This window comes from Marinomonas spartinae (assembly GCF_016461715.1).
Classification (GTDB): domain Bacteria; phylum Pseudomonadota; class Gammaproteobacteria; order Pseudomonadales; family Marinomonadaceae; genus Marinomonas; species Marinomonas spartinae_A.
In genome coordinates, this window is record NZ_JAEMUI010000003.1 from 155,204 (window position 1) to 179,347 (window position 24,144).

The 24,144-nt window shown below is 43.7% G+C and carries 23 protein-coding genes; 16 read left to right on the plus strand and 7 right to left on the minus strand.

The window, feature by feature from the left end; genetic code table 11:
• The 9 genes from JHD45_RS04360 to JHD45_RS04400 all read left to right on the plus strand — a co-directional run bounded on the left by JHD45_RS04360 (position 1) and on the right by JHD45_RS04400 (position 8,231).
• Complete coding sequence (locus JHD45_RS04360; protein WP_199475199.1) at positions 1–378, plus strand: hypothetical protein; 378 nt, start codon at positions 1–3, stop codon at positions 376–378.
• 189 nt (positions 379–567) lie between these two features.
• Positions 568–2,154 (plus strand): ABC-F family ATPase, encoded by a 1,587-nt coding sequence (locus JHD45_RS04365; protein WP_199475201.1) that lies wholly within the window; start codon positions 568–570, stop codon positions 2,152–2,154.
• Positions 2,155–2,284: 130 nt separating this feature from the next.
• Complete coding sequence (locus JHD45_RS04370) at positions 2,285–2,668, plus strand: MmcQ/YjbR family DNA-binding protein (protein ID WP_199475203.1); 384 nt, start codon at positions 2,285–2,287, stop codon at positions 2,666–2,668.
• Positions 2,669–2,726: 58 nt separating this feature from the next.
• A complete protein-coding gene (locus tag JHD45_RS04375) occupies positions 2,727–3,128 on the plus strand; it encodes a GFA family protein (protein ID WP_199475205.1) in 402 nt (133 codons plus the stop codon).
• 345 nt (positions 3,129–3,473) lie between these two features.
• Positions 3,474–4,229: an NUDIX hydrolase gene (locus JHD45_RS04380; protein ID WP_199475207.1), complete on the plus strand. Its 756-nt coding sequence runs from the start codon at positions 3,474–3,476 to the stop codon at positions 4,227–4,229.
• 95 nt (positions 4,230–4,324) lie between these two features.
• Entirely contained in the window at positions 4,325–4,933 is a 609-nt protein-coding gene (locus JHD45_RS04385; protein ID WP_199475209.1) for a GNAT family N-acetyltransferase, read from the plus strand.
• Between the two features lie 246 nt (positions 4,934–5,179).
• Positions 5,180–6,010, plus strand: a complete 831-nt coding sequence (locus tag JHD45_RS04390) for an ABC transporter ATP-binding protein (RefSeq protein ID WP_199475211.1) — start codon at positions 5,180–5,182, stop codon at positions 6,008–6,010.
• Between the two features lie 16 nt (positions 6,011–6,026).
• Complete coding sequence (locus JHD45_RS04395) at positions 6,027–7,007, plus strand: ABC transporter substrate-binding protein (RefSeq protein WP_199475212.1); 981 nt, start codon at positions 6,027–6,029, stop codon at positions 7,005–7,007.
• Between the two features lie 144 nt (positions 7,008–7,151).
• Entirely contained in the window at positions 7,152–8,231 is a 1,080-nt protein-coding gene (locus tag JHD45_RS04400; RefSeq protein ID WP_199475214.1) for a FecCD family ABC transporter permease, read from the plus strand.
• A 105-nt stretch (positions 8,232–8,336) separates the two neighbouring features.
• On the opposite strand, the gene JHD45_RS04405 is transcribed toward JHD45_RS04400, so the two are convergent.
• A complete protein-coding gene (locus JHD45_RS04405) occupies positions 8,337–8,870 on the minus strand; it encodes a glutathione peroxidase (protein ID WP_199475216.1) in 534 nt (177 codons plus the stop codon).
• A 129-nt stretch (positions 8,871–8,999) separates the two neighbouring features.
• A complete protein-coding gene (locus JHD45_RS04410) occupies positions 9,000–9,632 on the minus strand; it encodes a LysE family translocator (RefSeq protein ID WP_199475218.1) in 633 nt (210 codons plus the stop codon).
• A 102-nt stretch (positions 9,633–9,734) separates the two neighbouring features.
• Between JHD45_RS04410 and JHD45_RS04415 the strand changes: the two genes are divergently transcribed.
• From JHD45_RS04415 to JHD45_RS04435, 5 genes are all read left to right on the plus strand, one after another.
• Positions 9,735–10,613 carry a LysR substrate-binding domain-containing protein gene (locus JHD45_RS04415; RefSeq protein ID WP_199475220.1) on the plus strand — a complete coding sequence of 293 codons (879 nt, stop codon included), beginning with the start codon at positions 9,735–9,737 and terminating at the stop codon, positions 10,611–10,613.
• A complete protein-coding gene (locus tag JHD45_RS04420) occupies positions 10,603–11,082 on the plus strand; it encodes a GNAT family N-acetyltransferase (RefSeq protein ID WP_199475222.1) in 480 nt (159 codons plus the stop codon). Before JHD45_RS04415 ends, JHD45_RS04420 begins: the two co-directional genes overlap by 11 nt.
• A gap of 199 nt (positions 11,083–11,281) precedes the next feature.
• Complete coding sequence (locus tag JHD45_RS04425; protein ID WP_199475224.1) at positions 11,282–12,430, plus strand: ABC transporter substrate-binding protein; 1,149 nt, start codon at positions 11,282–11,284, stop codon at positions 12,428–12,430.
• 9 nt (positions 12,431–12,439) lie between these two features.
• A complete protein-coding gene (locus JHD45_RS04430) occupies positions 12,440–13,510 on the plus strand; it encodes a FecCD family ABC transporter permease (protein WP_199475226.1) in 1,071 nt (356 codons plus the stop codon).
• A complete protein-coding gene (locus JHD45_RS04435) occupies positions 13,510–14,280 on the plus strand; it encodes an ABC transporter ATP-binding protein (RefSeq protein ID WP_199475227.1) in 771 nt (256 codons plus the stop codon). Before JHD45_RS04430 ends, JHD45_RS04435 begins: the two co-directional genes overlap by 1 nt.
• A 98-nt stretch (positions 14,281–14,378) precedes the next feature.
• Here JHD45_RS04435 and JHD45_RS04440 read toward each other — a convergent pair whose 3' ends face one another.
• The 5 genes from JHD45_RS04440 to rnt form a co-directional block, all read right to left on the minus strand.
• On the minus strand, positions 14,379–16,481 hold the full coding sequence (locus tag JHD45_RS04440; RefSeq protein ID WP_199475229.1) for a TonB-dependent siderophore receptor: 2,103 nt from the start codon (positions 16,479–16,481) through the stop codon (positions 14,379–14,381).
• Between the two features lie 261 nt (positions 16,482–16,742).
• On the minus strand, positions 16,743–17,015 hold the full coding sequence (locus JHD45_RS04445) for a YdcH family protein (RefSeq protein ID WP_199475231.1): 273 nt from the start codon (positions 17,013–17,015) through the stop codon (positions 16,743–16,745).
• 302 nt (positions 17,016–17,317) lie between these two features.
• Positions 17,318–20,326 (minus strand): DUF748 domain-containing protein, encoded by a 3,009-nt coding sequence (locus JHD45_RS04450; protein ID WP_199475233.1) that lies wholly within the window; start codon positions 20,324–20,326, stop codon positions 17,318–17,320.
• 18 nt (positions 20,327–20,344) lie between these two features.
• Positions 20,345–20,734 (minus strand): YbaN family protein, encoded by a 390-nt coding sequence (locus tag JHD45_RS04455; RefSeq protein WP_199475235.1) that lies wholly within the window; start codon positions 20,732–20,734, stop codon positions 20,345–20,347.
• A gap of 182 nt (positions 20,735–20,916) precedes the next feature.
• Positions 20,917–21,585, minus strand: a complete 669-nt coding sequence (gene rnt / locus JHD45_RS04460) for a ribonuclease T (protein WP_199475236.1) — start codon at positions 21,583–21,585, stop codon at positions 20,917–20,919.
• Between the two features lie 93 nt (positions 21,586–21,678).
• Between rnt and JHD45_RS04465 the strand changes: the two genes are divergently transcribed.
• Both JHD45_RS04465 and JHD45_RS04470 read left to right on the plus strand, forming a co-directional pair.
• Positions 21,679–22,563 (plus strand): flagellar protein MotY, encoded by an 885-nt coding sequence (locus tag JHD45_RS04465; RefSeq protein ID WP_199475238.1) that lies wholly within the window; start codon positions 21,679–21,681, stop codon positions 22,561–22,563.
• 179 nt (positions 22,564–22,742) lie between these two features.
• Positions 22,743–23,975 (plus strand): argininosuccinate synthase, encoded by a 1,233-nt coding sequence (locus tag JHD45_RS04470; RefSeq protein WP_199475240.1) that lies wholly within the window; start codon positions 22,743–22,745, stop codon positions 23,973–23,975.
• Positions 23,976–24,144 lie beyond the last annotated feature (169 nt).

A 24,144-nucleotide genomic window follows, 5' to 3' on the forward strand; every position in this document is an offset into this window, starting at 1 on the left:
ATGTTTGGTCTTAAGAAAATGCAACGTGAGCGTGATCGTCTCTTCGCAAAAACTCAGCAGTTGGAAAAGAAGGCGACGACCTCTCGCAACAAAGCCAAAGACAGTATCTTAGCCATGGCTGTGAGCCCAGCAGGGTTGATCGCGAGCTTTGTGCTTGGCGCGACAACGCAATGTGACATTAGTAAAAAAGCCAGACAAAATCTTCTCAATGGGGCAACGAAAGAGGTGTTGAGCTTTTTATCGAGTCAAGTCATGGCGTATATGTCGGCTGATCCACAAAAAACACCCCCAGCAGAAGAGGAAACGTCGCCACAAACGGAGCCGTTTTCTCAAGATTCCCCAGCAAGCCCTTCAAGAAGCGCTTCTACGACGGTCTAACTGTCTTGATCAAGGAATATAGAATCAAACGCTGACTTTGTCGTTAGCGATATTTGTGCAAAAAATGATACTTAAGCCTCGACTTTAATGGCTTAAATCTCTATATTCGCCCCTCTTTCTGTTTGTCTTTTGATCCTCTTGTGGTCGGTATAAACGTTTTTCTTTTCTCTTTGTTTAGGGCTTTTTCCTTTGATCTCCACGGCTAATATCACCATGCAATTCGGCGCAACGCCATTGTTTGAAAATATCTCTGCAAAATTCGGTAATGGCAATCGTTATGGTTTAATCGGTGCCAACGGATGTGGCAAATCCACCTTTATGAAAATTCTCAGTGGTGCGTTAACGCCAACCTCTGGTAATGTGTCCATCACACCAGGGGAAAAAGTCGGCACCCTAAGCCAAGATCAGTTCGCTTTTGAAGAATACTCGGTGGTTGATGCGGTGATCATGGGCGATGTGGCACTATGGAAAGTGAAGCAAGAACGCGATGCTATTTATGCTAAGCCGGAAATGAGTGAAGAAGATGGCATGCGTGCTGGTGAGCTAGAAGCCGAATTTGCTGAAATGGATGGCTACAGTGCGGAAAGTCGTGCTGGTGATATTTTATTAGAAGCGGGCATTGATGAATCCTACCATTTTGGCCTTATGAGCCAAGTGGCTCCCGGCTGGAAGTTACGTGTTTTACTCGCGCAAGCCTTGTTTTCGAATCCCGATATTTTGTTATTGGATGAGCCTACCAACAATTTGGACATTCATACCATTAATTGGTTGGCTGGGGTACTAAATCAACGTAAGTGCACCATGATTATTATCTCCCATGACCGTCACTTTCTGAATTCTGTTTGTACTCACATGGCTGATATCGACTTTGGTGAACTGCGGATTTATCCGGGTAACTACGAAGACTTTATGAAAGCATCATCTCTTATTCGTGAGCAACTATTGACTGAAAATGCGAAAAAAAGCGCTGAAATGGACGACTTACAAGCGTTTGTAAATCGCTTCTCTGCTAACGCTTCAAAAGCAAAGCAAGCGAGTTCTCGAGCGAAAAAGCTGGAAAAAATTGAACTGGCGGAAGTGAAACAGTCCAGCCGAATGACACCGTCGTTGTCTTTCAAACAAGATAAGAAACTGCATCGACATGCTTTGATTCTAGAAGATCTTGGTCACGGCTACGATGAGTTGCTGTTTACGGGGGGCAATATCATTTTAGAGGCTGGCTCAAGGCTGGCGGTTATTGGGGAAAATGGTGTGGGGAAAACCACTTTTCTACGCTGCTTGATGAAAGAGTTAGAGGCGCAGCAAGGTAAAATTAAATGGGCGGAAAACGCTGTTGTTGGCTACTGTCCACAAGACAGTACCGACGATTTTGATTGTGACCTGACCTTGTTCGACTGGATGTCTAAATGGCGTACGGTTAAGCATGATGATCTAAAAGTTCGCGCGATGCTGGGTCGTTTGCTGTTTACGGCGGATGATTTCAATAAGAAAGTGCGAGTGTGTTCTGGTGGTGAGAAAAACCGCCTTATGTTTGGTAAGTTAATGATGATGGACTTAAATGTCTTGGTAATGGACGAGCCAACCAACCATATGGACATGGAAGCCATCGAAGCGCTCAACAATGCCTTGTTAGACTTTGACGGCACGCTGATTTTTGTCAGCCACGATAGGGCGTTTGTTTCTTCCTTGGCGAACCGTGTTATCGAAATCAAAGGGAAAAAAGTCGTAGATTTCCAAGGTACTTATGACGAGTATCTAGCGAACCAATCGATGTGATAATGGGCTGATTGTTTTTATCTGCTAGGTGGTAGTTGAAAAATGTCTGATGAAAGGCTTGCGTCTGGTTGTTTCTTCACTCAGGCTTTTAGCAGATGACTGTGTGCTAGAGCGAGTTGTGGAGGACGTTGTGAATTTTGATGCCATCAAAGAGTATTTGTTGTCTAAACCAGAAGCACAAGAGACGTACCCTTTTGATGATAAAACAGCGGTTTTTAAAGTGCAGAATAAAATGTTTGCCTTGTTGATCACAAGGCAAGGGCAACCTCTGCTGAACCTCAAATGCGATCCTCTTGACGCCAGAGAATTACGGGATATTTTTGAGGAAGTCATCCCTGCGTATCATATGAACAAACGGCATTGGAACTCCATTATTTTGGATGGCAATTTACCAATCGGTGAAGTGCAACGACAGATTGATCACTCCTATGCTTTGGTGGTGAAAGGCATGAAAAAATCGGTGCGTGAGGGCTTAGAGGTTCGTTATGGATCTGATGTGATTTATCAGGCATGATGTCAGATGTACTCATTCGATTTGAGAGAAACCGCGTCACTAAAGAGGAGCAGTCGTTATGTTGAAAGGAAGTTGTCTTTGTAATGGAATTCAATATGAAATTCAGGGGGATTTAGGCGAAATCGTCCAATGTCATTGCCAAAAATGTCGTAAAGCTAATGGATCGGCATTTGCCACTAATACGCCCATTGCCAGTGAGAGTTTTCGTTTCCTTAAGGGTGAAGAGTTAACCGCTGAGTTTGAATCCACTCCCGGTGTCTTTCGTGTATTCTGTAAACAATGTGCGTCACCACTTTATAGCCGCCGCCCTAGTCAACCAGAAGTATTGCGTTTACGTATTGGCACGCTTGATACGCCAATCAACACCAAACCGTCTATGCATATCTTTGTGGATTCCAAAGCCGAATGGGATGAGATCAACGACGACAAGCCACAATATGCTGAGAGACCTGTGAGCTGATAATGCAAGTGTCTTTGGCTGAAATTCTTCAGTCGGCGTAACTTATTGTTTAGAAAAACGTATTAATAGTCTCACCTGACTGTGTTTGTCTATATACTATTTTGTCTGGAAAATCATGGGTTAGCATCTATACTATAAAAGCTCCCTCCACGATAAATAGGCAGTATTTTAGGCTGAAGTTGGCGTGTACCGAGTGTTGTCACGCCAGCCTGTTTTTTCTTTTGAGTCTCTTATCTTCTGGTTATATTTCCCCATTTTAACGTTATTCAGGGTGCTATTAGACCTCACTTTATTGTCCATATGGCGGTATGATAGTGCCTTTCCACATCATGCTGCGAGGTTGTTATGCCCGTTAGTCTTCCTCACCAGTTGGATCAATTTGGTGGTGTCATCGTAGAGAGTTCTGCCTTATCCAATTCGGCTTTGGATTTTGAGAAAGGTCTACAAGATCTATTGATGGTCGCTCGCGACGCTGAGAAAAATTTAATCTGGCTAACCTTGTCGAGTGAACAGGGGGAATGGATTCCTGTGGCGCTGAAACTTGGTTTTGAGTTCCACAATTGTCATGCTCAAGAGGTCACTTTAATCTGTCGTTTGTCAGATCAGAGCTTTGCTCCTTTTGCTCCCACGCATACCATTGGAACGGGGGCGATTGTGATCAATAAGAAAAACGAATTGTTGGTGATGCGTGATACTTGGTCGAACTATCGAGGGTTTAAATTGCCTGGTGGCTATCTTGAGCAGGGGGAAAGAATTGAGACGGCGGTGACTCGTGAGGTGCTCGAAGAAACGGGTATTGAGACACAATTTGAAGGTGTGCTGGGTATTCGCACTCGTCACCCTGTACAGTTTGGCAAATCCAATATGTATATTGTTTGCCGCTTAACGCCCTTGAGTGAGCAGATTGTCATTACGGATACTGACGAAGTGGCTGAAGCGCGTTGGATGCCAATGGATGAGTACTTGAATGATGCCAATATACATTCATTTAACAGGCAAATGGTGGCTGAGTTAAAAGATTGTGCTGGGCTACAACCTTATGAGGCCAATAATGTCTTTGCCCCTCATACCATGCAAGAAGTGTTTTTTGCTAAGGGCTAAAATGTATGTATTGATTTGCCCATTTTTCAAGTTCAGGTCTACAGTGTAAAAAGAAGCTTTTAAAAAGTTGTTTCCTTGTAGAAGGGTGATCATTAATGGCGAGTTTATTTAGTCATTTCTTTTCTCGACATCTTCCTAGGATCGCCCGCCGATCTGTGCGGCAAGTCTCGCAGCCTGTTATGTATTCTGAGCGATTAATATTACGGCCTTTTTTATTAAGTGATGCGGATGTGGTGACTTATTTGGTTAATACTTCTTTGGTGGCCGATATGACAGCCAGTATTCCTCATCCATATCCTGAGGGCTTGTCGGCACGCTGGATAGAAAGCCATTTAGAGGGGTGGCAAGCACGTCGCTTTATTTGTTTCGCCGTTGAGTTAAAACAAACGAGGCAATTGATTGGTTCGATCTCATTAATGAATATTCACGATGATCAGGCTGAATTGGGGTATTGGTATGGTGTGGATTTTTGGCGGCAAGGTTTTGCAACGGAAGCAGCTAAACGCTTGGTTTGTGGCGCTTGTAGCGATTTTGGCCTAAAGCGCTTAACGGCCCGCCATCTTGATCGAAATCCTGCCTCGGGTAATGTCTTGAAGAAGGTGGGTTTTGCCTATCAAAGCAGTGAAATGCAGCAGCTTGGTTTAATGACATGTGAAGAACTGATGCATCTATACGTTTATCAGCCGCCATTTTTGGTAACATAAAAATGACCCATAGGTAAAATCCTAACTTTCATCGCTATTATTCTTTACCTAGTTGCTGCATGTGAAGATGAATATTTCCCCCTAAGAAGCGCTTGTCCGTTGATTCTTACGCCAGTATAGTCCCATCCTTCGACGTCTTTTGTTTGTAACCCAGAACAAGGGCCTAGTTGTTAAATAATGGCTTACACACAAAATATTTTGTTATATTATAACGTTTTAAGGTGGCGAGTTAAAAGGCATGAGAGAATGATTGAAAGTGATCAGTCTGGCTCAAGGGCGATAGCGTCTCGTGTATGGGATAAACAACCTGCTGGTTTGGAGTTGAGGACGGTCTCATGGTCTCCTTCCGCTCATAATCGGGTGCTTGAGTCGATTTCAGTGAAAATCAAGGCTGGCGAATTTGTCGCGATTGTTGGTCCCAATGGTTCAGGTAAAACCAGTTTATTGCGATGCTTGTACCGAGTGAATAAGCCAACGAGTGGTGAAGTTTTACTGGATGGGGAAAATCTCTGGCAGCTTAATCCATTGCAGTGTGCCAAGCGTATTGCAACTGTCCTACAGGATTCCCCCGCAAATTTTGGATTAACCGTGTTTGAAATGGTTGAAGTGGGTCTCACCCCCAATGCCAACAAATGGGGGCGGTCAGATGAGGACGCCGATCTTATTGAATGGGCGCTATCTATGTTGGATGTAGAGCATTTGGCGGATCGGGATTTTAGCTCTTTATCCGGTGGTGAACGCCAACGTGTGATGATTGCAAGGGCGCTAGTCCAACAGCCTGATATTTTGATTCTTGATGAACCGACCAATCATTTGGATATTCGCCATCAGTTGGATGTGTTGGCTTTGTTGTCAACACTGCCTTGCACTGTGATTGTTTCTTTACACGATCTGGCGTTGGCCTCTGCCTACGCGGATAGGGTGATGGTAATGCACACTGGCCAATTAGCCGCTTATGCATCACCTAGTGAGGTGTTTACCCCTGCTCGAATCAAGCAAGTTTTTGATGTGGATACCGTTATCGATGCGCATCCTATTACTCAAAAAACGCGTTTTTCTTTTTACATCAACGATTGAGTTTAGGGACAGGAAAATGACTTTTTCAACAAAAAGTGTTCGGACAGCAGCATTCATTTCAGGAGCCGTGCTAAATACATTGCTAGCAACCTTTGTCCATGCTGCGGGCTACCCCGTTACGGTACAAAGTTGTAATCGTCAAGTGACGTTTGATCATGCCCCCAAAGCGGCTGTTTCAAATGATGTGAATTTGACAGAAATGATGCTAGCACTTGGGTTGCAGGATCATATGGTTGGCTTTACTGGCGTATCAGGTTGGAAAACCTTGGACCCAAGCTTGCGCAATGGGATTCGACAGTTGCCTGAACTTTCGCCTAAATACCCTACGAAAGAAGTGCTATTAGGGGCAAATGCGGATTTTTATTTTGCCGGGTGGAACTATGGTATGCGCGTGGGTGGCGGTGTGACGCCAGAGACGTTAGCGCCGTTGGGTATTAAGGTTTATGAGCTAACGGAAAGCTGTATTCATATCATGCACAAGTCTAAGGTATCGATGAATGATATGTATGTGGATCTTCTTAATCTTGGGCGTATTTTTAATGTCGAAGATCGTGCTCAAAAATTGGTGAATGGTTATAAGAAAGAATTAGCGACGTTTCAGGCGACACTAACGCCCTTGAAAAAAACGCCGAAAGTGTTTGTCTATGACTCTGGTGAGGAGCAACCCTTTACCGCAGGGCGTTATGCCATGCCAACGGCCTTAATCGAGGCGGCTGGCGGTAAAAACATTGTTGATGATGTGCAAAAGAGCTGGACTCAGATTGGCTGGGAGCCGGTGATTGCCAGAAATCCCGATGTGATTGTTATTGTGAATTATGGGGACGTTACCGCTCAGCAGAAAATCCAATTTTTAAAGAGTAATCCGGCTTTTAGCGATATCACAGCGGTGAAAAAAAATCATTTTGTGGTGCTGCAATATGTGGAAGCCACGCCTGGACCTCGTAATATCGAAGCGATTAAGAAGCTAGCGAGAGCCTTTAGAGATGATGAATCTTAAGTTGGCTTTATGGCTCGCCTTAGACATAAAAAACTTGAATATTGGGCGTTGACCAGCGTTGTATGACATTAAAGTGCGTACTTTATTATCGATCGTTTTCGTTGAATAGTGTATAAGCGAGAACGACACTTGAGTTCCAGTTGTATGAAAACGAGAAAAAGACAAATGGATAGGGCGGCGTTAGTTGCTATGCCTTTACCCGTATTGTTGCTCCTATTATGCCTGCTGCTTTTACTTATGATGGGGGTAGCCATCGGCGTAGGATCCGTGCCAATTAGCCAAACGACTGTGTGGGGCATTATTTTTCATAAAATATCAGTCGCTGTGGGGGAGGTCTCTTGGCTAACACCACACTGGTCCATGGGGCGAGAAAATATTGTCTGGGCGGTACGTTTTCCCAGAACCATTTTAGCCGCCATTGTGGGGGCGTCGTTGGCGATGGTGGGCGCTTCATTGCAGTCGGTAACACGTAATCCCTTAGCGGATCCGCATTTGCTTGGTGTGTCATCGGGGGCAGCGTTAGGCGCTATCATTGCCTTATTGCATACGGGTATGATTCTCGGATCTGTGACGGTACCTGTGTTTGCTTTTTTAGGCGCTTTATTTGCAATGGGGCTAGTTTTGTTAGTCGCGAATTTTTCGGCAGCCGATAGTGCAGGGCGTTTAATACTTGCGGGGGTTGCCGTTGCGTTTGTATTGACGGCGTTTGGTAATTTGTTCATTTTTATGGGGGACCACCGGGCTTCCCATACGGTGATTTTCTGGATGTTAGGTGGCTTGGGCTTAGCTCAATGGGGGCAACTGTGGTTTCCTTTTTTGACCCTGATCTTTTGTTCGGCTTATTTAATTTATAAAGCACGCTTTCTAAACGCCATGATGCTAGGTGACGAAACCGCCAGTACTTTGGGGGTACCTGTGCATCGTTTTCGTTTGTCGGTCATTGTGGTGTGCGCCTTATTGACTGGCGCAGCGGTGGCGTTCTCAGGAGTCATTGGCTTTGTTGGCTTGATGGTTCCACACATTGTGCGTTTACTGGTTGGCGGAGATTATCGAAAAGTACTGCCTTTGTCTGCGTTACTGGGGGCGGTGTTTCTGGTAAGTGCGGACATTGTTGCCCGGGTTATCATGCCGCCTGAAGACATGCCTATTGGTATTTTAACGGGGTTAGTGGGCGGTCTCGGTTTTATCTTTTTGATGAGGCATCGCAGAGGCGTGGTGCTGTAATGTCACTGAATAAGAGCACGAGAAAGGAATATTAATGGGTGAGTGACATAAAAAAACGGATCATATGGATCCGTTTTTTTGAGCTTTCTATTGGTGTAGTGACGTTTATAGATCGGCTTCGATAGCTTTCACAAGGGCTTCGTTGTCTGGTGTGACATCTGGAGAGAAACGTATCACCTTGCCTTCTTTAGTGATGAGGAATTTTTCAAAGTTCCATACCACCTCAGGCGCTTTGGTCGCTTCAATGTTATGGCCTGCTAGCATAGTCACCATCGCGTCACGATTCGGTGTCTCAGGGGCTGCTTCGATTAAGCCTTTGTACAGTGGGTGCTTCTCGTCACCAGTGACAACGATTTTGCTAAACATCGGAAAAGACACATCATAAGTAAGGCTGCAGAACTGTTGAATTTCTTCGTCTGTACCGGGTTCTTGTCCTGCGAAATCGTTTGCAGGAAAGCCAAGTATTTCAAAGCCTTGGTCTTGGTATTTTTTGTAGAGGGCTTCTAGACCTTCGTATTGTGGTGTTAAACCGCATTTCGATGCCGTGTTAACGATCAATAGCGTTTTACCACGGTAAGCCGATAAATCCGTATCTTCACCTTGAATGTTTTTAACCGTTAAATCTAATATGTGACTCATATTATTCCTCTCGAATCGTTGGCATTTTTATAAGATGAAAGTTTTCATCCTGTTTATTCAATACCAAGCCTACCTGTATTCATCACAAAAGAATGCGCAAATAAAGGCTATTTTGTGGCTTCGTCTGGATCAGCTGCGAAAAATAAGCGCCAAACCAAAGAGGAATAAGCTGACACCACAGATTTGATTAAGGCGAGTTTTCATTGAGGCTAGGTAGTTTTGCAGGCGAGGTGAGGTGATAATGCAAGCGACTAAGGCAAACCAAAGGGCATGCAATAGAATCATATAGGCACCGTAAAGGTAAGCCGCTAAATTGGGGTCACCTTCTGGGGCCACGACCTGACTAAAAATGCTCAGGAAAAATAGCATGGTTTTTGGGTTGAGAGCATTGCAAAGAAAGCCTTGAAGAGCATGATGAAAAAAAGACATGGAAACTGGTCTAATGGTCCCTTGTACCTCAGAAGGCCTTTTCTTGGAGAAGAACATCTCTTTTATGCCAAGATAGATTAAGTAGGCTGCACCAGCGTATTGGATAATAGGATATAGCCATGCATTGTGTGAGATCAAGTAACGTATTCCCATTAATGAATAAGTAATGTGAATACTGATGGCGAGGCCGATGCCAATGGCAGTCCAAACACCGGCACGTCGTCCATGGGATAGGCTATTTTTAACAACTAATACAAAGTCTGCCCCTGGACTAATAACAATGATTATGCCTAACAGCCCTAAACTCAACCAAGTGATGTTTTCCTCAAACATGATTTTCTCCTAATGAATTGCTGTGATACTTGACATGGTATGTCATGCTGTCACTCTTTATAATCGATATTTCCTCCTTCAATTTGTGAGAAAAAATCACTAATGCGACACTTAAAAGCGTTCCATATTTTTCACGTTGCTGCCTCGTCGTCGAGTTACACTGAGGCGGCAAACAAGCTTTGTATTACACATGGAGCAGTGAGCAAACAGATTAAGGTTCTTGAAACCTATTTAGGGCAGGCTTTGTTTTATAAGCAGGGGCGTCATGTTCGCTTGACCGAGCAAGGGCGGGTGTTAAAAGGCTTTACCCAACAAGCGTTTCAAGCGTTGGAACAGGGAACGGCAGCCTTAATGCCCAAAATAGACAATGTGCTAACGGTATCGTGTGAGCCAACTTTGACGATGCGTTGGTTGATGCCTCGTCTTGCCCAGTTCCATGAGTCACACCCAGACATTGAGGTGCGTTTATCCACGGCGGGTGGTCCTGTTGATTTTGTCACTCAAGGAATTGATCTGGCCATTCGCCGAGAAGATTTTGTGATGTCGGTTCCCAGTCTCAAGTTACCTTTGTTGGAGGAATGTGTTGGCCCCGTTTTTTCTTCTGCCTATTGGTCGAGTGTACAAGAGACGATGAGCCAAGTTGTTTACTTACACAGTAAAACCCGCCCTGATGCTTGGCAGGATTGGTTGGCCTGCCAAGCATCAGATAAGGCGATGTTTGCTAATTTTTCAAGCAGTCCGCAACACACTTATGAGCATTTTTATTTTTGCTTGCAAGCTGCGGCAGATGGTTTGGGGGCGGCGATTGGCTCTTACCCATTGGTTATGGATGATTTAAAAAGAGGCCACCTGGTTGCGCCATTTGGCTTTGTCCCATCAGGACATTGTTATCTTGCCTTAGCACCGCAACAGTTAACACAACAAGCGCAGGCTTTCTATGATTGGCTAAAGACTCTAACGGAGGGCGCTAATGAACATTGAATATCGTTTTATCGATGTGGAAACAGACTATGAGACGTGTTGCGAGTTTCGTAAAGATGCTTATTTCTGTAGTTTTGCCACTTATCAAGGCTTCGAGACGTTGATAGACGGCTATAAAGAGCGCTTGCTAGAACGAATCCATCACCCTGACTGGTTTTATTTTCATCTTTGGTATGGCGGTAGAATCATTGGTCAGCTTGAGTTTCGTTGTTTCTCGTCCCGTAAAGAAACCGGCTATCTTCATCTGATCTATTTGGTTGAAGAGTATCGTGGACTGGGTTTGGCTGGCGAATTAGAGCGTTTTATTGCTCGTCGCTTGATGGAGAAAGGATGCCAGTATTGTTTGTTGTCTGTTAGCCGCACGAATCAACGAGCGTTGCTTCATTATGCAAAGTTTGGCTGGCACTACGACTCTCCAAATCCAAAACATGATACGACAGATTTTTACCTCAGAACTCTATCAGAATGACGGTGGCAGCATAATGACTCTATATATGTACGGTAATCGTCAATATTTTGTTTGAAAGAAGTGAATACATCCTTTGTCTGAGGATAATTTGAGAACAGATGTTGAATGAGAATGTTTTTTGTTTACATTGCTCTTTACTAAACAATACAATATTCATTTACTTGTATTCCGTTCTTAGGTTTTTTAACAGGGGTTGTTTATGCGTTATTTGGCGTCGCGCTTTGTTTTTCTTTTCATGGGGTTCTTTTCGTTGGGCGTTTATGCGGCGACGTATCCGATGACTGTCACTGATATGGCGGGGCGCCATGTGACGATTAAATCAGAGCCAAAACATATTGTGTTACAAGATGGTAGAGATGTGTTGATGCTGGCGGTATTGGATAAAAAGAATCCATTTAAACGCGTTGTTGCTTGGAATAATATTATCAAGAAAAGTGATTCGGGGCTTTGGCATCGACTAGCCACACAGTGGCCAAGCGCTAAAAAAATCTTGGATATGAACTTTGGCGATAGTGGCCAGTTAAACTTAGAAGAAGTCTTAACCCATCAACCTGATTTGTTAGTCGCAGAGTTGCGTTCTAAACCGGCTTTAGAGCAAGGCGGGGTGATTAAAACCTTGGCTAAATTAAACATCCCAGTTTTGTTTGTTGATACCGCTGAGAACCCGATTAAGGATGCTCCTGCCAGCGTCAAACTATTGGGTAAAGTGTTGAATAAAGAACAGAATGGTGATGCGTACTTCAACTTTTACCAGCAGCAGCTTAAAATCGTAGACGATGGGGTGAAAGCCGCTGTAGCAAAGCAAGGAGGCAAACGTCCTAATGTGTTTATAGAAGCCCATGCGGGCGTCAAAGGGCCAAATGATTGTTGTTTTACGCATAACAACTTTGGTTGGGCAGATTTAGTGGAAGCCGCTGGGGGTAATAACTTAGGCTCTGAAGTGTTAAAAGGGCCAACGGGCGTAGTGGCGATGGAAAAAGTGCTAGAAATGAAGCCCGATGTGTATGTGATGACAGGATCTCAGTGGCCAGGACGTAGTAAATCCATTGCTCTTCCTTTGGGGTATGATGTGACGTCAAAGCAAGTTCAGGAAGCCTTTGATCGTTTATTATCTCGCCCAGGTTTCAAACAACTATCGGCTTATAAGAGCCATCGAATTTATGGTGCCTATCACCAATTTTACAACCATCCTTATAATATTGTTGGAGTCGAAGGGTTAGCAAAAGACTTTTATCCAAAAGAGTTTAAAAATCTCAATCCAACACAGACCTATCAAACGATTTTGACACGCTTTACTGATATTAAGAGTGATAAAAATTTAACGTTATTTGCTCATGCCAAGGAATAATTTTTCCTAATGAATACTGTTTCACAAACGCTGGGCCAAGCGCCCAGCGCGCACGTTTACAAAAATGATGTGCGTCGTAAATTACTGTTGATTGTTGTTTTCTTTATCTTAACGGTTCTTGCCGTTATAACCGATTTATTATGTGGTTCAGGGACGTTACCTTGGCATGTGGCGCTTAATGGTGTGTTTCATCCAGATCAGGCCTCTCCCATGGTGCATGTGGTGATGTGGGATTTGCGTATGCCTGTAACCATCACGGCGGTATTATCCGGTATTGGTTTAGCGATTGCGGGTTCGTTAATGCAAACTGTGCTGGATAATCCATTGGCAGAGCCCTTTACTTTAGGCATTTCTTCTGCTGCAGGTTTTGGTGCAGCATTGGTTATTGTCTTCCAAACGTCTTTAGTGAGCTTTCTTCCTGTTGATTATTTACTGACGGCGAATGCCTTTATTTTCTCTCTAGTGACTGTGTTGTTTATTGGCATTTTTGCGGCTCGCAAGGGATTGTCAGTTGAGATGATCGTGATGCTGGGGATTGCCGTGCATTTCATCTTTTCGGCGCTACTGGGCTTGGCGCAATATGTTGCGAATGTGGATCAACTCCAGTCTTTGGTCTTTTGGATGATGGGGTCTTTGCAGAAAAGTACCTGGACACAAGTGGGGATCAATGCAGTGATTATTGTGCTGGTTGTTCCCATCTTACTTTTATTGTCTTGGCAAATTTCGGCACTACGAGGCTTTGGTGAGCAAGCCCAAGTGTTAGGGATTTCAGTGGCACGCCTTCGTATGTTGTTATTGACTTTTTCCGCGTTGTTAGCAAGTGCTATTACGGCGACGATTGGGGTCGTTGGCTTTATTGGACTGGTGGCGCCACATGTGGCCCGTATGCTGGTTGGTGAGGATCAACGTTTTGCGCAATTGATGACAATGATTGTTGGCGCTTTAATTATGACCTTATCTTCCATCGTCAGTAAGATGTTGATACCAGGCGTTATTTTACCAATTGGTATGGTGACTTCCTTGTTGGGCGTACCATTTTTTGTTTGGTTGGTATTCGGCCGTAGTATGGGGAGACGATAATGCTTAATGTTAATGAATTGTCTGTACGGATTGGTAGAGTTGATATTCTAAAACCAGTGAGTTTTGAATTAACCACAGGGCAATCTTTGGCCTTGTTAGGGCGCAATGGGGCTGGAAAATCGACGTTGGTAAAAGGGTTAGCGGGGCTAGTAAAAGCCAAAGGAGACATTCAATTAGAAGGTGTGAGCCTTAATGATATGACGCAAAAGGAGCGCAGTCGGATTATTGGTTATGTGGCCCAAGACTTCTCTAGTAGCAATGTGCGTTTGAGTGTGTTTGAGTTATTGTTATTGGCTCAGAATAGTCAAAACATGCAGTTACGTGCGTCACCTGAAAGTCTTGTTTTAGCACAAGAAATGCTCAACATGCTTGGACTAGCACATTTAAGCGAGCGTATGCTGAATGAGATGTCAGGTGGTCAAAGACAAATGGTCGCCTTAGCCTTAGCGCTGATTCGTAAACCAAGATTGCTGTTGCTGGATGAGCCTACATCGGCGTTGGATTTAGCGAACCAGTTACAGCTTTTACAAACGGTTCGTGATTATACTCAAGAGCAAAATATCACCACTCTTATGGTGTTGCATGATTTGAATTTGGCCCATCGTTTTGCTGATCAAACGATGATTCTTGAGTCAGGTAAAGTTTCGGCATTTGGTGATACCCATGAAGTGCTGACGGCAGAACAAATTGCGAACAGTTACGGTGTGCATTGTGAAGTCTTTATCGGCTCCGATGGCTCAAGGAGTATTCATCCTTTATCTGCTATTTGACGTTTATTTAACCAACAGGTCGACTTTATAAAAAGGGTGATTATCTATTATTGGATATCACCCTTTTTTTGTGGTCTTGATTATTTTGTTAAGACAAATCAGAAATCGTAAGTGGCGCTTAGATAAACGCGACGGCGTTCACCCACGAACGAGCCGATGGTTTTGGTAAAACCACTCACGGCGTATTTTTTATCGAACAGATTTTTGATGTTCAGCTGAAATTTCCACTTTTCCCAATGGGTCTGCCATGAGGCGTCGTATACCGTGTAGGGTTTGACTTTTTGCCCTTGGCGATTGATTTGCTGGCTGACATAATCAGCTCCCAATCCAATGGATGAACGAATGTGTGGAAAGTCATATCGTGTCCAAACGCCAAGCTGGTTATGTGGTGTATTGGCAAAGCGTTTGCCATTGGCATATTGGATACCATTAAACGCTTTTTCGACAATGGTGTCGTTATAGGCGTAGTTGATATTCGCGACCCAGCGCGAGGTGATATCGGCCATAATATCTAGTTCCACCCCTTGGCTTCTTACTTTGCCAAAAGCAACTTTTTTATCGGTGTCGTTTGGGTCTTCTTGGAGAATGTTCTTGCGAATAATATGGTAAGTCGCCAGATTTACATTCAGTCGATTATTCAACCAATAGCTGCGCATTCCCACTTCTATTTGTCGACTTTCTTCTGGGTCGAAAGGTCCGCCTACACTGGTTTGTTGGTTCTCTGCATCCTGTGGAACAAAGCCTGTTGAGAAGGACGTATAGGGTTTGAGATGTTTATTGATCTTGTAGGTGGCGCCAATGCGTGTCGAGTAGCCTGTGTCGTAATAGTCGGTCGAAGAGTCCTTTAGATGGTCATGATAGGCTTGCTTAATCCGGTCAATACGCACACCCGATGTGAGCTCCAGTTTGTTGGTGATTGCCCATTGGTCTTGTGCATACAGACCAAGTTGGTCAGACGTGGTGTCTTCGTTGGTATGCTCGTGCATGATGTAATTGTTGGTATTGTCTTTTCCATAAACAGGGTGGATAAGACTTAAATTAGAGACGCCATCGGCTGGACCGGTTGCCCTTGAGTAGGTAAAACGGTTCTTTTCGTGGTAATACTCACTTCCTACTAGCACAGTATGCTTGCCAAGCTCCGCGATTAAATTACCTGCTAAGGTGATGCCTTTGCGTTTACGAACTTGGTCTCGGTATTGACGTTTACTGGTATCGGGAATGCCATCACCATTCGTATCAAGCAGTTTGTTTATTTCGTGATATTTCTGAGTCTCGGTATTTTCGAAGTAGCGAACGGCGAGATTACTATCCAACCATGAATTAATGGTGTGGTCGAGCTTAGTTTGAAAGACTTGTGCGTTAAGCTCTTGATAGTCTGTTTTTTCGTTATCGTTCCAAGAAATTGGCGCTAGGAAGTTGCCATTATTATCCGTTGGAATCCCGCGTAAGCGAGCGCCGTTTATGTTCTGGTGAATATTTGTATATTGAGTGGTCAGTGTGTCGTTATCGTTAATATCCCACGCATAGCCAAGATCGATAATACGGTTTTGTTCTTTCACATTATTGCGGTATGAATGTTGTCCATCCGAATAAATTCCCACTCGGTAGCGTTTTGAAGCCTCTTTGTTAAGTGGACCAGAGGATTCTACACTACCGCTTAGAAAGTCTTTGTTGCCCACCGTGGCTTGGATCGTGTTGCGCGGATCATAGGTTGGTTTCTTGGTGACATAGTTAATCACACCGCCAGGTTCTCCCGCGCCATACAGGGCACCAGATGGCCCTTTTAAGACCTGAATCTGATCAATGGTGAAAAGTTGAGGAATTGAAAAATCCCCATAAGGATCGCCTTTCAATCCATCGTAGAGGATCTCGTCTTGGCTGAAGCCGCGTAGGGTAACAGTAGAAACGTTGTTTTGTGATAATCCTGATATTGAGCGATACAAATCGGTTATTTGCCGTGCAGCTTGATCCTCTATCATGGTGTGAGTCACCACTTGCACGGACTGTGGTGTTTTGTCTATAGGGGTTTCAGTACGTGTGGCGAAGGTTGTTTCGTCGTCTTTATAGTAGGACAAAGCGCGTCCTTTCACATCCATTGTGTCTAGTTTTACGTTTGTGTCTGTTGTGTCGGCAAGGGTATTGGTAGAAAAAGCAAGCGCACCACAAGCTTGCATTGCGATCAGAAAGGGGTTGAGCTTCATAACAAAACCAAGGGTCAAAAAAATGGAAGGAATATGATAGTGATTATGATAATCATTTGCAATATTGAGTTGTTTTAATATACCAAAAGGTTTTGTGGATTGGTTGTTATTGGATGAAAAAGCGAGGATTAAAGAGACAAAGCTCGTAAAGCATTGTTCATCAAGAATATTTTTGGAAGGTTGCTAGAAGAGCAAGTCGGAATAGTAAAGGCGCAATGATCAGATCCGCTCAGTCCTCTGCCTCATTACGCCTTCATGGAATTAAAGTTGCACTTGGCTTGTCTGGTTAGCAGTCTGAGACTGTTTTAGATAATCAACCAAGGTGTCTTTAAGTTGCAAGCGACGCTTTTTAAAGGTCTCTTCTTCTTCCGTTGAAACGAGAAGAATTTCCTGCTCCATTTTTTTGATTTCGTTCGTCAGGTAGTGGTATTCATCCGATAGCTTTTTAAAGTGGTCATCCGTCATTTTAAGACTATGAATGTCGTCTTTAAATTCTGGTAACTCAAGGGCTAAATTATGATTTTCGATAGGCATATTATTTTCCTTTTTTCACTCTCTAATCATTAGGCTAGGTTATTTGCGAGTTTGATGTCTTGATACCGATCACGTTTTTTAAAAAACGCATTAGTAAAGTTATGGCGCATTGAATTCATCATCACAAGGCATTGCGCATTTATTACTTGGCTTTTAGGCATTTTGAAGAGGCTTTTACTAATCGCTGACGGCGCATGTGTGAGCAGATACCCCCATATTGGTTAATAAGGATTATGGCGAGGTAACTGATTCTTTTGTCGTTTAACTTGCCGCCAGTTCGCGATGAGCTGGCGGCAATTGGATTAAAAGTTTAAATCGATGCGTGGCGTGCTACCACGGGTAAGATCAACTTCAGGCGCGCAGATAAAAATTCGAGAGGAGTCAATCTTTTGGTTCACTAGGTAATTTTTTAGGCTCTGTGCTCTTTTTATTGCTATCGCATTGGCAGTTTGACGGGCTGCATCACTTATGGTGACTGGTGGCTTTTCTAGGCCTAAATCCTGATAGCTTGCTACACCACAGGCTCTCAGCTCACTGTCTTCTTTGTTTTTCATAAGATCTGTTAATTGTTTTAAAAAAGTTTCTTGATCTGCCGAAAGGTCGGTTTGTTTCGCCTGAAATTTCAAAGGCTCTACGCGAATTTTTAACAACTGTTCACCTGCGAACTGCGCAATTGAAATGACATTCGCATAAGGCACAAAGGTTTGCAGTAAATAATTAGTGGACGCTTTAAATAAGGCCTTCTTGATTGGCAAAACGAGGAGATCTCCCCATCCGAACTGAGGGTTATCTATGTTACCGGAGAGGGGAATATCGAGATTAATATTACCGTTTCCGTCTTTTAATGCGCTAACTGCAATGTTCAGAGGAATTACTCCAGTTTTGATCACTGAGCTGCTTTTGTATGTCCCTCCAAGGTCAAATTGTTTTAGTACAATATGACTTGTGCCACTGATAACACCTTCTTTCGAGGTCAATTTAAGGTTTAGATTCAATTGACCAGAATCAATTTGGTAACCCAAAACATTCGCGATATAAGGAGAGTAAGGCGGTAACTCGGCTTGGCTAACCACTAAGTGTGACGACATGGTGAGTTTTTTGGCGAGAGGAAGTATCGTCAGTTCACCAGAAAGAGTGGAGTATTTGTCATTTCTAGCTTGGAAATCTAAAGTGGCTTTTTGCTCTTTATCCTTAGTGTTGAGGTTGCGAATAGCAAACTTTTCAATGGTTAGCGTGCGCTTTAGAGCGGGATCAATACTCTTGTCTTGAATATATAAGCTAGACTTACCTGTCATGTTGTAAGCATTTAAGATCACATAATAAGGGGCTTTAAATGCGGTGTTTGCAGAAGCGTTGGTTGAACTCTGTTGTGTGGCGATGTCTTGTTGTTTCGGTACGTCGATTGGTTTGGCTTTTTCTGAGGGTGCTTGCTGTTCGTTGGTGTCGACAAATACCAAGTTTTCAATGCGTTTTTTGCTGTCTAATAGCAAGTTGCCTTTAACTCCTTTGGTATCGATCTGTTTGATGCGAATGCCATCTTGGTTTGCATGGATTTGATCAATAGACACATCATCAATGGTAGCAAGGGCTGGAGAGGCGGGCTGATTTGTTTTAGGCACAAGAGGCTCAGAAACGATAAGTTTTTGAATGTTCAACTTATTAAGAGAGACGTTAAAGTTGTTACCTTGCTGGTTAAGGTTAACGTGAGAGAGTGAAGCATCTTGCCATGATGCCGCTCGTTTTGTGTCTGATAACTTCGCATCAAAGGCTTGAGTCATCAGGTTTAGGTCTGTGCTTATTACATGGGGTGTTTGTTGGTCGTTAAGGTCTAGGTTCAGGGTATTCGCCGTAATATGCAGTTGTCCTAGTGAGACATCCGCTTTATTTTTTTGTTGAGCCGTGAGACCAGCTAATGCCAGTTTTATATCGTTATTATTGACTTTTATACCCTTGCTCGGTGTTTGTGAGAACGAACTGGTATTCGTCAGGCTGAGAGTGTCGTAGTGGGTTTTTATATCCGCTTGTTCTGCGCTTAGGTTGTGACTGTCTAGCTGACTTTTTACTGAGAGCTGAAGCGCATCAGTAGTGGATTTGCTCAACTGTAACTGACTAAGAGCCAAGGTGCTTTGCTCATTCGTCAAGGCAAGAGAAGAGAGCGCCAATGTTAATTGATGAAGGTTGATGTTGGCCTGTGGTGTATTGGCGGTGAGTGTTTGGTCGTGCTGTGTTACATCGAAAGGCGTGTTAACGGATAGCTGGGCGACACTGGCACTTTGCTTATCTTTTAGTTTGGTTGTTAATCCATTCACTTGAATATCCACATTGCCTTTTGCACTGATGTTGTTTTGTGAGTCATAAGAGGCGGATAGGTTTGATAGCGCTAAAGTACTGGAATCCAGAGAGACATGATTTTGTTCTGGCAGTTGGAAATCCAATGCTTTAAGGCTAACTGTGAGCGCAGAATTATTAAACTGATACGATGTTGTACCATCATTTTTTTGCAGGCTGGCAGTCAGAGTTCCTTTCAGGCCGATATTCCCCTTACCTGTTTGATAAGGGGCTGGAATAAAGTGGGCGAAGGCTTGCAGTGGAAGTAAGGTATCCTGAATCGTTAGACTTGCTTGGCCTTTTATTGGTGTGTAATGAAACTGACTAGCAAGATCAATCTTGGCGGTATTAATGTCTGTGTTTAGTTGGACGGAACCTTGCCAGTCCATGCCTTTCCCTATCAAATCGTTAATCGATAACTTATTGATTGAGATAGTGTCTTGCTGTACGGGTGTGCTGGCATCTAGCTGTCGGCTTAAGTTGATATGGCTATTAACGAACGAAAACTGTGGGACTTTGATTGACCAAGGCGTGCTGTTTTTTTCTGTTTTGGGTGTATTGTTTGTCGGCTCTTGTGCCGTCTTAGATTGGTATTGAGCAAGGTTGATACCTGCAATGATCCAGTCGTTTTGTTGTTGTTTAACCGACAGGGTCAGTCCATCAATTTTGGCGTGAGAAACCTGGATAGTGCCAGAAAGTAGAGGGGAAATATTGACTCCTAAATCCAGTTCTTTAAGGGTTAAGGTATCCTGTTTTTCTTTAGTGATGGTTAAGTCTTTTATGGTCACTCTTGGCGGAAAAAAGTGGACACGAAGGTGTTGTAGTGAAGCGTTTTCGCCTTGTGACTGAAAGTATTCTTGTAAATAATGTCTTGCTACAAACGGCGTAATTAGCCAGACAATAAAAATTATCCCAATAAGGGTTAGGCTGGGAATAATAAACAGATTGCGTAACGGTCTTTTGGTGATGTTGCTAAGCGCCATATTCTCTACCTTGAGGAGTTAAATCGATGTGTCATCTGGTTGTTCTGGTCGTACTGGCAGGCGTAATAGGTAAGTGCATACCGCGACGCCAATACAAATAAGAGAAATGGTCGCCCAAAGACGACCGATAATAATCATAGAAATCCCCATCCCCATCCACATCAGAATAATAGCTCGGTTACGCGCTTTTCTTGGGATGCCTTTACCTGATTGCCAATCACGAACCATCGGGCCGAAGTATTTATGGTTCATCAGCCAATTATGGAAGCGTTCGGAGGATTTAGAAAAACACCATGCCGCGAGAAGTACCAGAGGGGTGGTAGGGAGTAAAGGCAAAAATATACCGATAATGCCTGTAATCAATGACAGCCAACCCAAGATAAGTAAAGCAATTCGTTTCCCCTGCATAGACTGATCCGTGACATTGAGTGGTAATGAATGTGTTATTTTAACCTTGCTTGCAAAGATAGCCAGCCCAAAAAAGTCCTGCGAAATAAAGAGACGAACAGATAAACTTTGCCATATTTTCTCTAGTTTAGCTGGCTTTTTGAGGGCGATATTATTTTCTGAATGACTATTTTGTCGTCTTGCTATTTTCCTGCATTAAAGATGTCCTCCATGGAGCTGTCAGCTTCTGATGTTTTCAATGGCCAGCCACCTAGACGCTTTAATCGATTTACCATTTCACAAAACAGCTCAGCAGTTTTTTCTGTGTCGTATTTGGCAGAGTGCGCTTCTGCATTGCTAAAGGGAATAGAGGCGACTTCACAGGCCTTTGCCAGCACCGTTTGTCCAAAGATTAAGCCTGCTAAGCTGGCGGTATCAAAGCTGGAAAATGGGTGGAATGGATTGCGTTTTATTTGTGCCCGTTCAATAGCGGCGTTTAAAAAACCATGGTCAAAGGCAGCATTGTGGCCAACAAGAATGGCACGTTTACAGCCTGCTGATTTTAATTCTTTACGTACTTTGGAGAAAATTTGCGTTAGCGCGTCACTTTCTTCAATATGCGCTCTGTTAGGGTCATATGGGTCAATACCAGTGAAATCCAGCGCTGCTTTTTCTAGATTCGCCCCTTCGAAAGGTTTGACTAAAAATGACAAGGTTTCATGGGTATATAGCTCACCATTTTCATCCATACGAAGGATACAGGCCGCAATTTCTAGTAATGCATCGGTTTTTTGATTAAAGCCTGCGGTTTCAACGTCGATAACAATCGGTAGGAAGCCACGGAATCGATCTTTAATTTCATGGTTTGACAAAAGAAGTTCCTTAATTCTGCCACTTTCTCAATAATGATGGGGTAGATAGATCGGATCATAACACAATTGATAATGCTTGAACGAGATCTCTAAATGGGAATTACCCAACGATTTATAACACGCACTTGTTTTCTGTTCGCAAGCAGTATGTTTGTGGCCTGTTCTCAGGCGTCCATACTGTATCAGTCTGGCATCACGGATTCGAAATGGCTGTTATCGGGTGATATTTTTTCATGCAGCTTGAGTCATCCCGTGCCGCATTATGGCGTTGGACATTTTATAAAAGAAGCGGGCGAGCCTATGAAGTTTGTGCTTAAGCCCAATAATGAGAAACTAGGGCCGGGACAGGTTTATATCATTTCTCAGGCGCCGGAATGGTCTCCTGGCATCAAACCCGAAACGCTTGATATTTTGCCTTACCCAGGTTACGGGTTGACGGTTGAGGTAGGGGGTAAAGTGGCGGAACGAATGCTAACCAGTTTGGATCATGGTCGACAACCAATGGTCGCCGGTACGGCTTGGGAAGATCGTCGTGAAGTGGTGGAAGTGAGCTTGTCTAATATTAATTTTGAACCTGCTTATAATCAATTTCGCCAATGTCTGTCGTCTCTATTACCGGTTAATTACGATCAGATTGCTCGTACGGCGGCCTTATTTCCGTCTGGAAAAGTGCGGCTCACCGACAGTATTAAGCAACGTTTAGATTTGGTGGCGTTGTATGTGAAGCATGACCCGACAGTTGAATACATCTACATTGATGGTCATTCAGATAACGTTGGCTCACGACGTGATAATCGGGAGCTGTCTAAAGAGCGAGCTGAAAAAGTAACGGCGTATTTGCTAAAACAAGGTGTACCAGTCGATAAAATCATTTCCCGTTATCATGGTGATCGTTACCCAGCGGCCAGTAATCGTACGGCAGCAGGCCGTGAGCGTAACCGTCGTGTGACCATTCGTTTAGAAAAAATTGGTAAGTAATGATTGGTTATTCTGCCAAGTCTTCATAAGAGCCCAACGATTCCATTAAATTCAATGACGTGTTGGGCTTTTTACTTGCTAAGGAAGTAGTGAAATCTTACACTAGATAGCCCCTTTTTTTAATTTTTGCGCCGCTGTTTTACTGTGGTTGCGTGACATCGTTGAGGAGAACAGAAAGAATGTCTGACGTGAAGAAGGTAGTGCTGGCTTATTCAGGCGGCCTAGACACTTCGGTAATTGTGAAGTGGCTTCAAGAAGAGTATCAGTGTGAAGTAGTGACCTTTACCGCTGACCTAGGTCAAGGTGAGGAGGTGGAACCTGCTCGCGCGAAAGCTCAAGCGTTGGGTGTTAAGGAAATCTTCATTGAAGATTTACGTGAGGAATTTGTCCGAGACTTTGTTTTCCCCATGTTCCGAGCAAACACTATTTATGAAGGTGAGTACCTTCTAGGTACCTCAATTGCTCGTCCTCTGATTGCTAAGCGTTTGATTGAGATTGCTAATGAAACCGGAGCCGATGCTATTGCTCACGGTGCGACTGGTAAAGGTAATGATCAGGTGCGTTTCGAGCTTGGTGCTTACGCTCTTAAGCCTGGTGTAAAAGTGATTGCACCTTGGCGTGAGTGGAGTCTAACGTCTCGTGAAACCTTAATGAAGTACTGTGAAGAGCATCAGATCCCCGTTGACTTTTCAACTAAGAAGAAAAAGTCGCCTTACTCCATGGATGCCAACTTGTTGCATATCTCTTATGAAGGTGATCAGTTAGAAGATCCTTGGATAGAGTCAGAAGAAGATATGTGGCGTTGGTCGGTGGCTCCTGAGCAAGCACCGGAAACCCCTACTTATATTGAAATTGAATACGCGCATGGTGACCCAGTTGCTATTAATGGTGAAAAAATGTCGCCAGCCACTATTTTGGAAACTTTGAACAAAATCGGTGGTGAAAACGGCATTGGTCGTATCGATATCGTAGAAAACCGTTTCGTTGGTATGAAAGCGCGTGGTTGTTACGAAACCCCTGGGGGCACCATTATGTTGCGTGCTCACCGTGCGATGGAGTCCATCACACTGGATCGTGAGGCCATGCATCTTAAGGATGAACTAATGCCTCGTTACGCAAAAGTGATCTATAATGGTTTCTGGTGGTCTGAAGAGCGTCGCATGCTGCAGGCAATGATTGATACATCTCAGAAATACGTTTCTGGTACCGTGCGCTTGAAATTGTATAAAGGAAATGTGAGCGTTGTTGGCCGTCAATCGCCCAATAGTTTGTTTGATAGCTCTATTGCGACTTTTGAAGATGATGCTGGTGCTTACGATCAAAAAGATGCGGCTGGCTTTATTAAACTTAATGCATTGCGTATGCGAATCGCAGCGCAGAAAGGACGTGGCTTTTTAGATTCTGATAAGTAATCCAGTAAAGTCTGGATTTACTCGTCGTCTATGTCTATAAACGCTCTATTCAGGTTGAATAGGGCGTTTTTTATTTTTGTACAGATGGTCAATTATTTTTTAAGCTTGCGTATAATGACTGAAGGGTCATTCCCAGACCACTGAACGCTATTCATCCAGAAGGAAAGAT

Excerpts from the sequence above, each read along its gene's own strand:
- JHD45_RS04360 (WP_199475199.1), top strand. The coding sequence starts at position 1 with ATGTTTGGTCTTAAGAAAATGCAACGTGAGCGTGATCGTCTCTTCGCA.
- JHD45_RS04375 (WP_199475205.1), top strand. The coding sequence starts at position 2,727 with ATGTTGAAAGGAAGTTGTCTTTGTAATGGAATTCAATATGAAATTCAG.
- JHD45_RS04380 (WP_199475207.1), top strand. The coding sequence starts at position 3,474 with ATGCCCGTTAGTCTTCCTCACCAGTTGGATCAATTTGGTGGTGTCATC.
- JHD45_RS04385 (WP_199475209.1), top strand. The coding sequence starts at position 4,325 with ATGGCGAGTTTATTTAGTCATTTCTTTTCTCGACATCTTCCTAGGATC.
- JHD45_RS04390 (WP_199475211.1), top strand. The coding sequence starts at position 5,180 with ATGATTGAAAGTGATCAGTCTGGCTCAAGGGCGATAGCGTCTCGTGTA.
- JHD45_RS04395 (WP_199475212.1), top strand. The coding sequence starts at position 6,027 with ATGACTTTTTCAACAAAAAGTGTTCGGACAGCAGCATTCATTTCAGGA.
- JHD45_RS04400 (WP_199475214.1), top strand. The coding sequence starts at position 7,152 with ATGAAAACGAGAAAAAGACAAATGGATAGGGCGGCGTTAGTTGCTATG.
- JHD45_RS04405 (WP_199475216.1), bottom strand. The coding sequence starts at position 8,870 with ATGAGTCACATATTAGATTTAACGGTTAAAAACATTCAAGGTGAAGAT.
- JHD45_RS04410 (WP_199475218.1), bottom strand. The coding sequence starts at position 9,632 with ATGTTTGAGGAAAACATCACTTGGTTGAGTTTAGGGCTGTTAGGCATA.
- JHD45_RS04415 (WP_199475220.1), top strand. The coding sequence starts at position 9,735 with ATGCGACACTTAAAAGCGTTCCATATTTTTCACGTTGCTGCCTCGTCG.
- JHD45_RS04420 (WP_199475222.1), top strand. The coding sequence starts at position 10,603 with ATGAACATTGAATATCGTTTTATCGATGTGGAAACAGACTATGAGACG.
- JHD45_RS04425 (WP_199475224.1), top strand. The coding sequence starts at position 11,282 with ATGCGTTATTTGGCGTCGCGCTTTGTTTTTCTTTTCATGGGGTTCTTT.
- JHD45_RS04430 (WP_199475226.1), top strand. The coding sequence starts at position 12,440 with ATGAATACTGTTTCACAAACGCTGGGCCAAGCGCCCAGCGCGCACGTT.
- JHD45_RS04435 (WP_199475227.1), top strand. The coding sequence starts at position 13,510 with ATGCTTAATGTTAATGAATTGTCTGTACGGATTGGTAGAGTTGATATT.
- JHD45_RS04440 (WP_199475229.1), bottom strand. The coding sequence starts at position 16,481 with ATGAAGCTCAACCCCTTTCTGATCGCAATGCAAGCTTGTGGTGCGCTT.
- JHD45_RS04445 (WP_199475231.1), bottom strand. The coding sequence starts at position 17,015 with ATGCCTATCGAAAATCATAATTTAGCCCTTGAGTTACCAGAATTTAAA.
- JHD45_RS04450 (WP_199475233.1), bottom strand. The coding sequence starts at position 20,326 with ATGGCGCTTAGCAACATCACCAAAAGACCGTTACGCAATCTGTTTATT.
- JHD45_RS04455 (WP_199475235.1), bottom strand. The coding sequence starts at position 20,734 with ATGCAGGGGAAACGAATTGCTTTACTTATCTTGGGTTGGCTGTCATTG.
- JHD45_RS04465 (WP_199475238.1), top strand. The coding sequence starts at position 21,679 with ATGGGAATTACCCAACGATTTATAACACGCACTTGTTTTCTGTTCGCA.
- JHD45_RS04470 (WP_199475240.1), top strand. The coding sequence starts at position 22,743 with ATGTCTGACGTGAAGAAGGTAGTGCTGGCTTATTCAGGCGGCCTAGAC.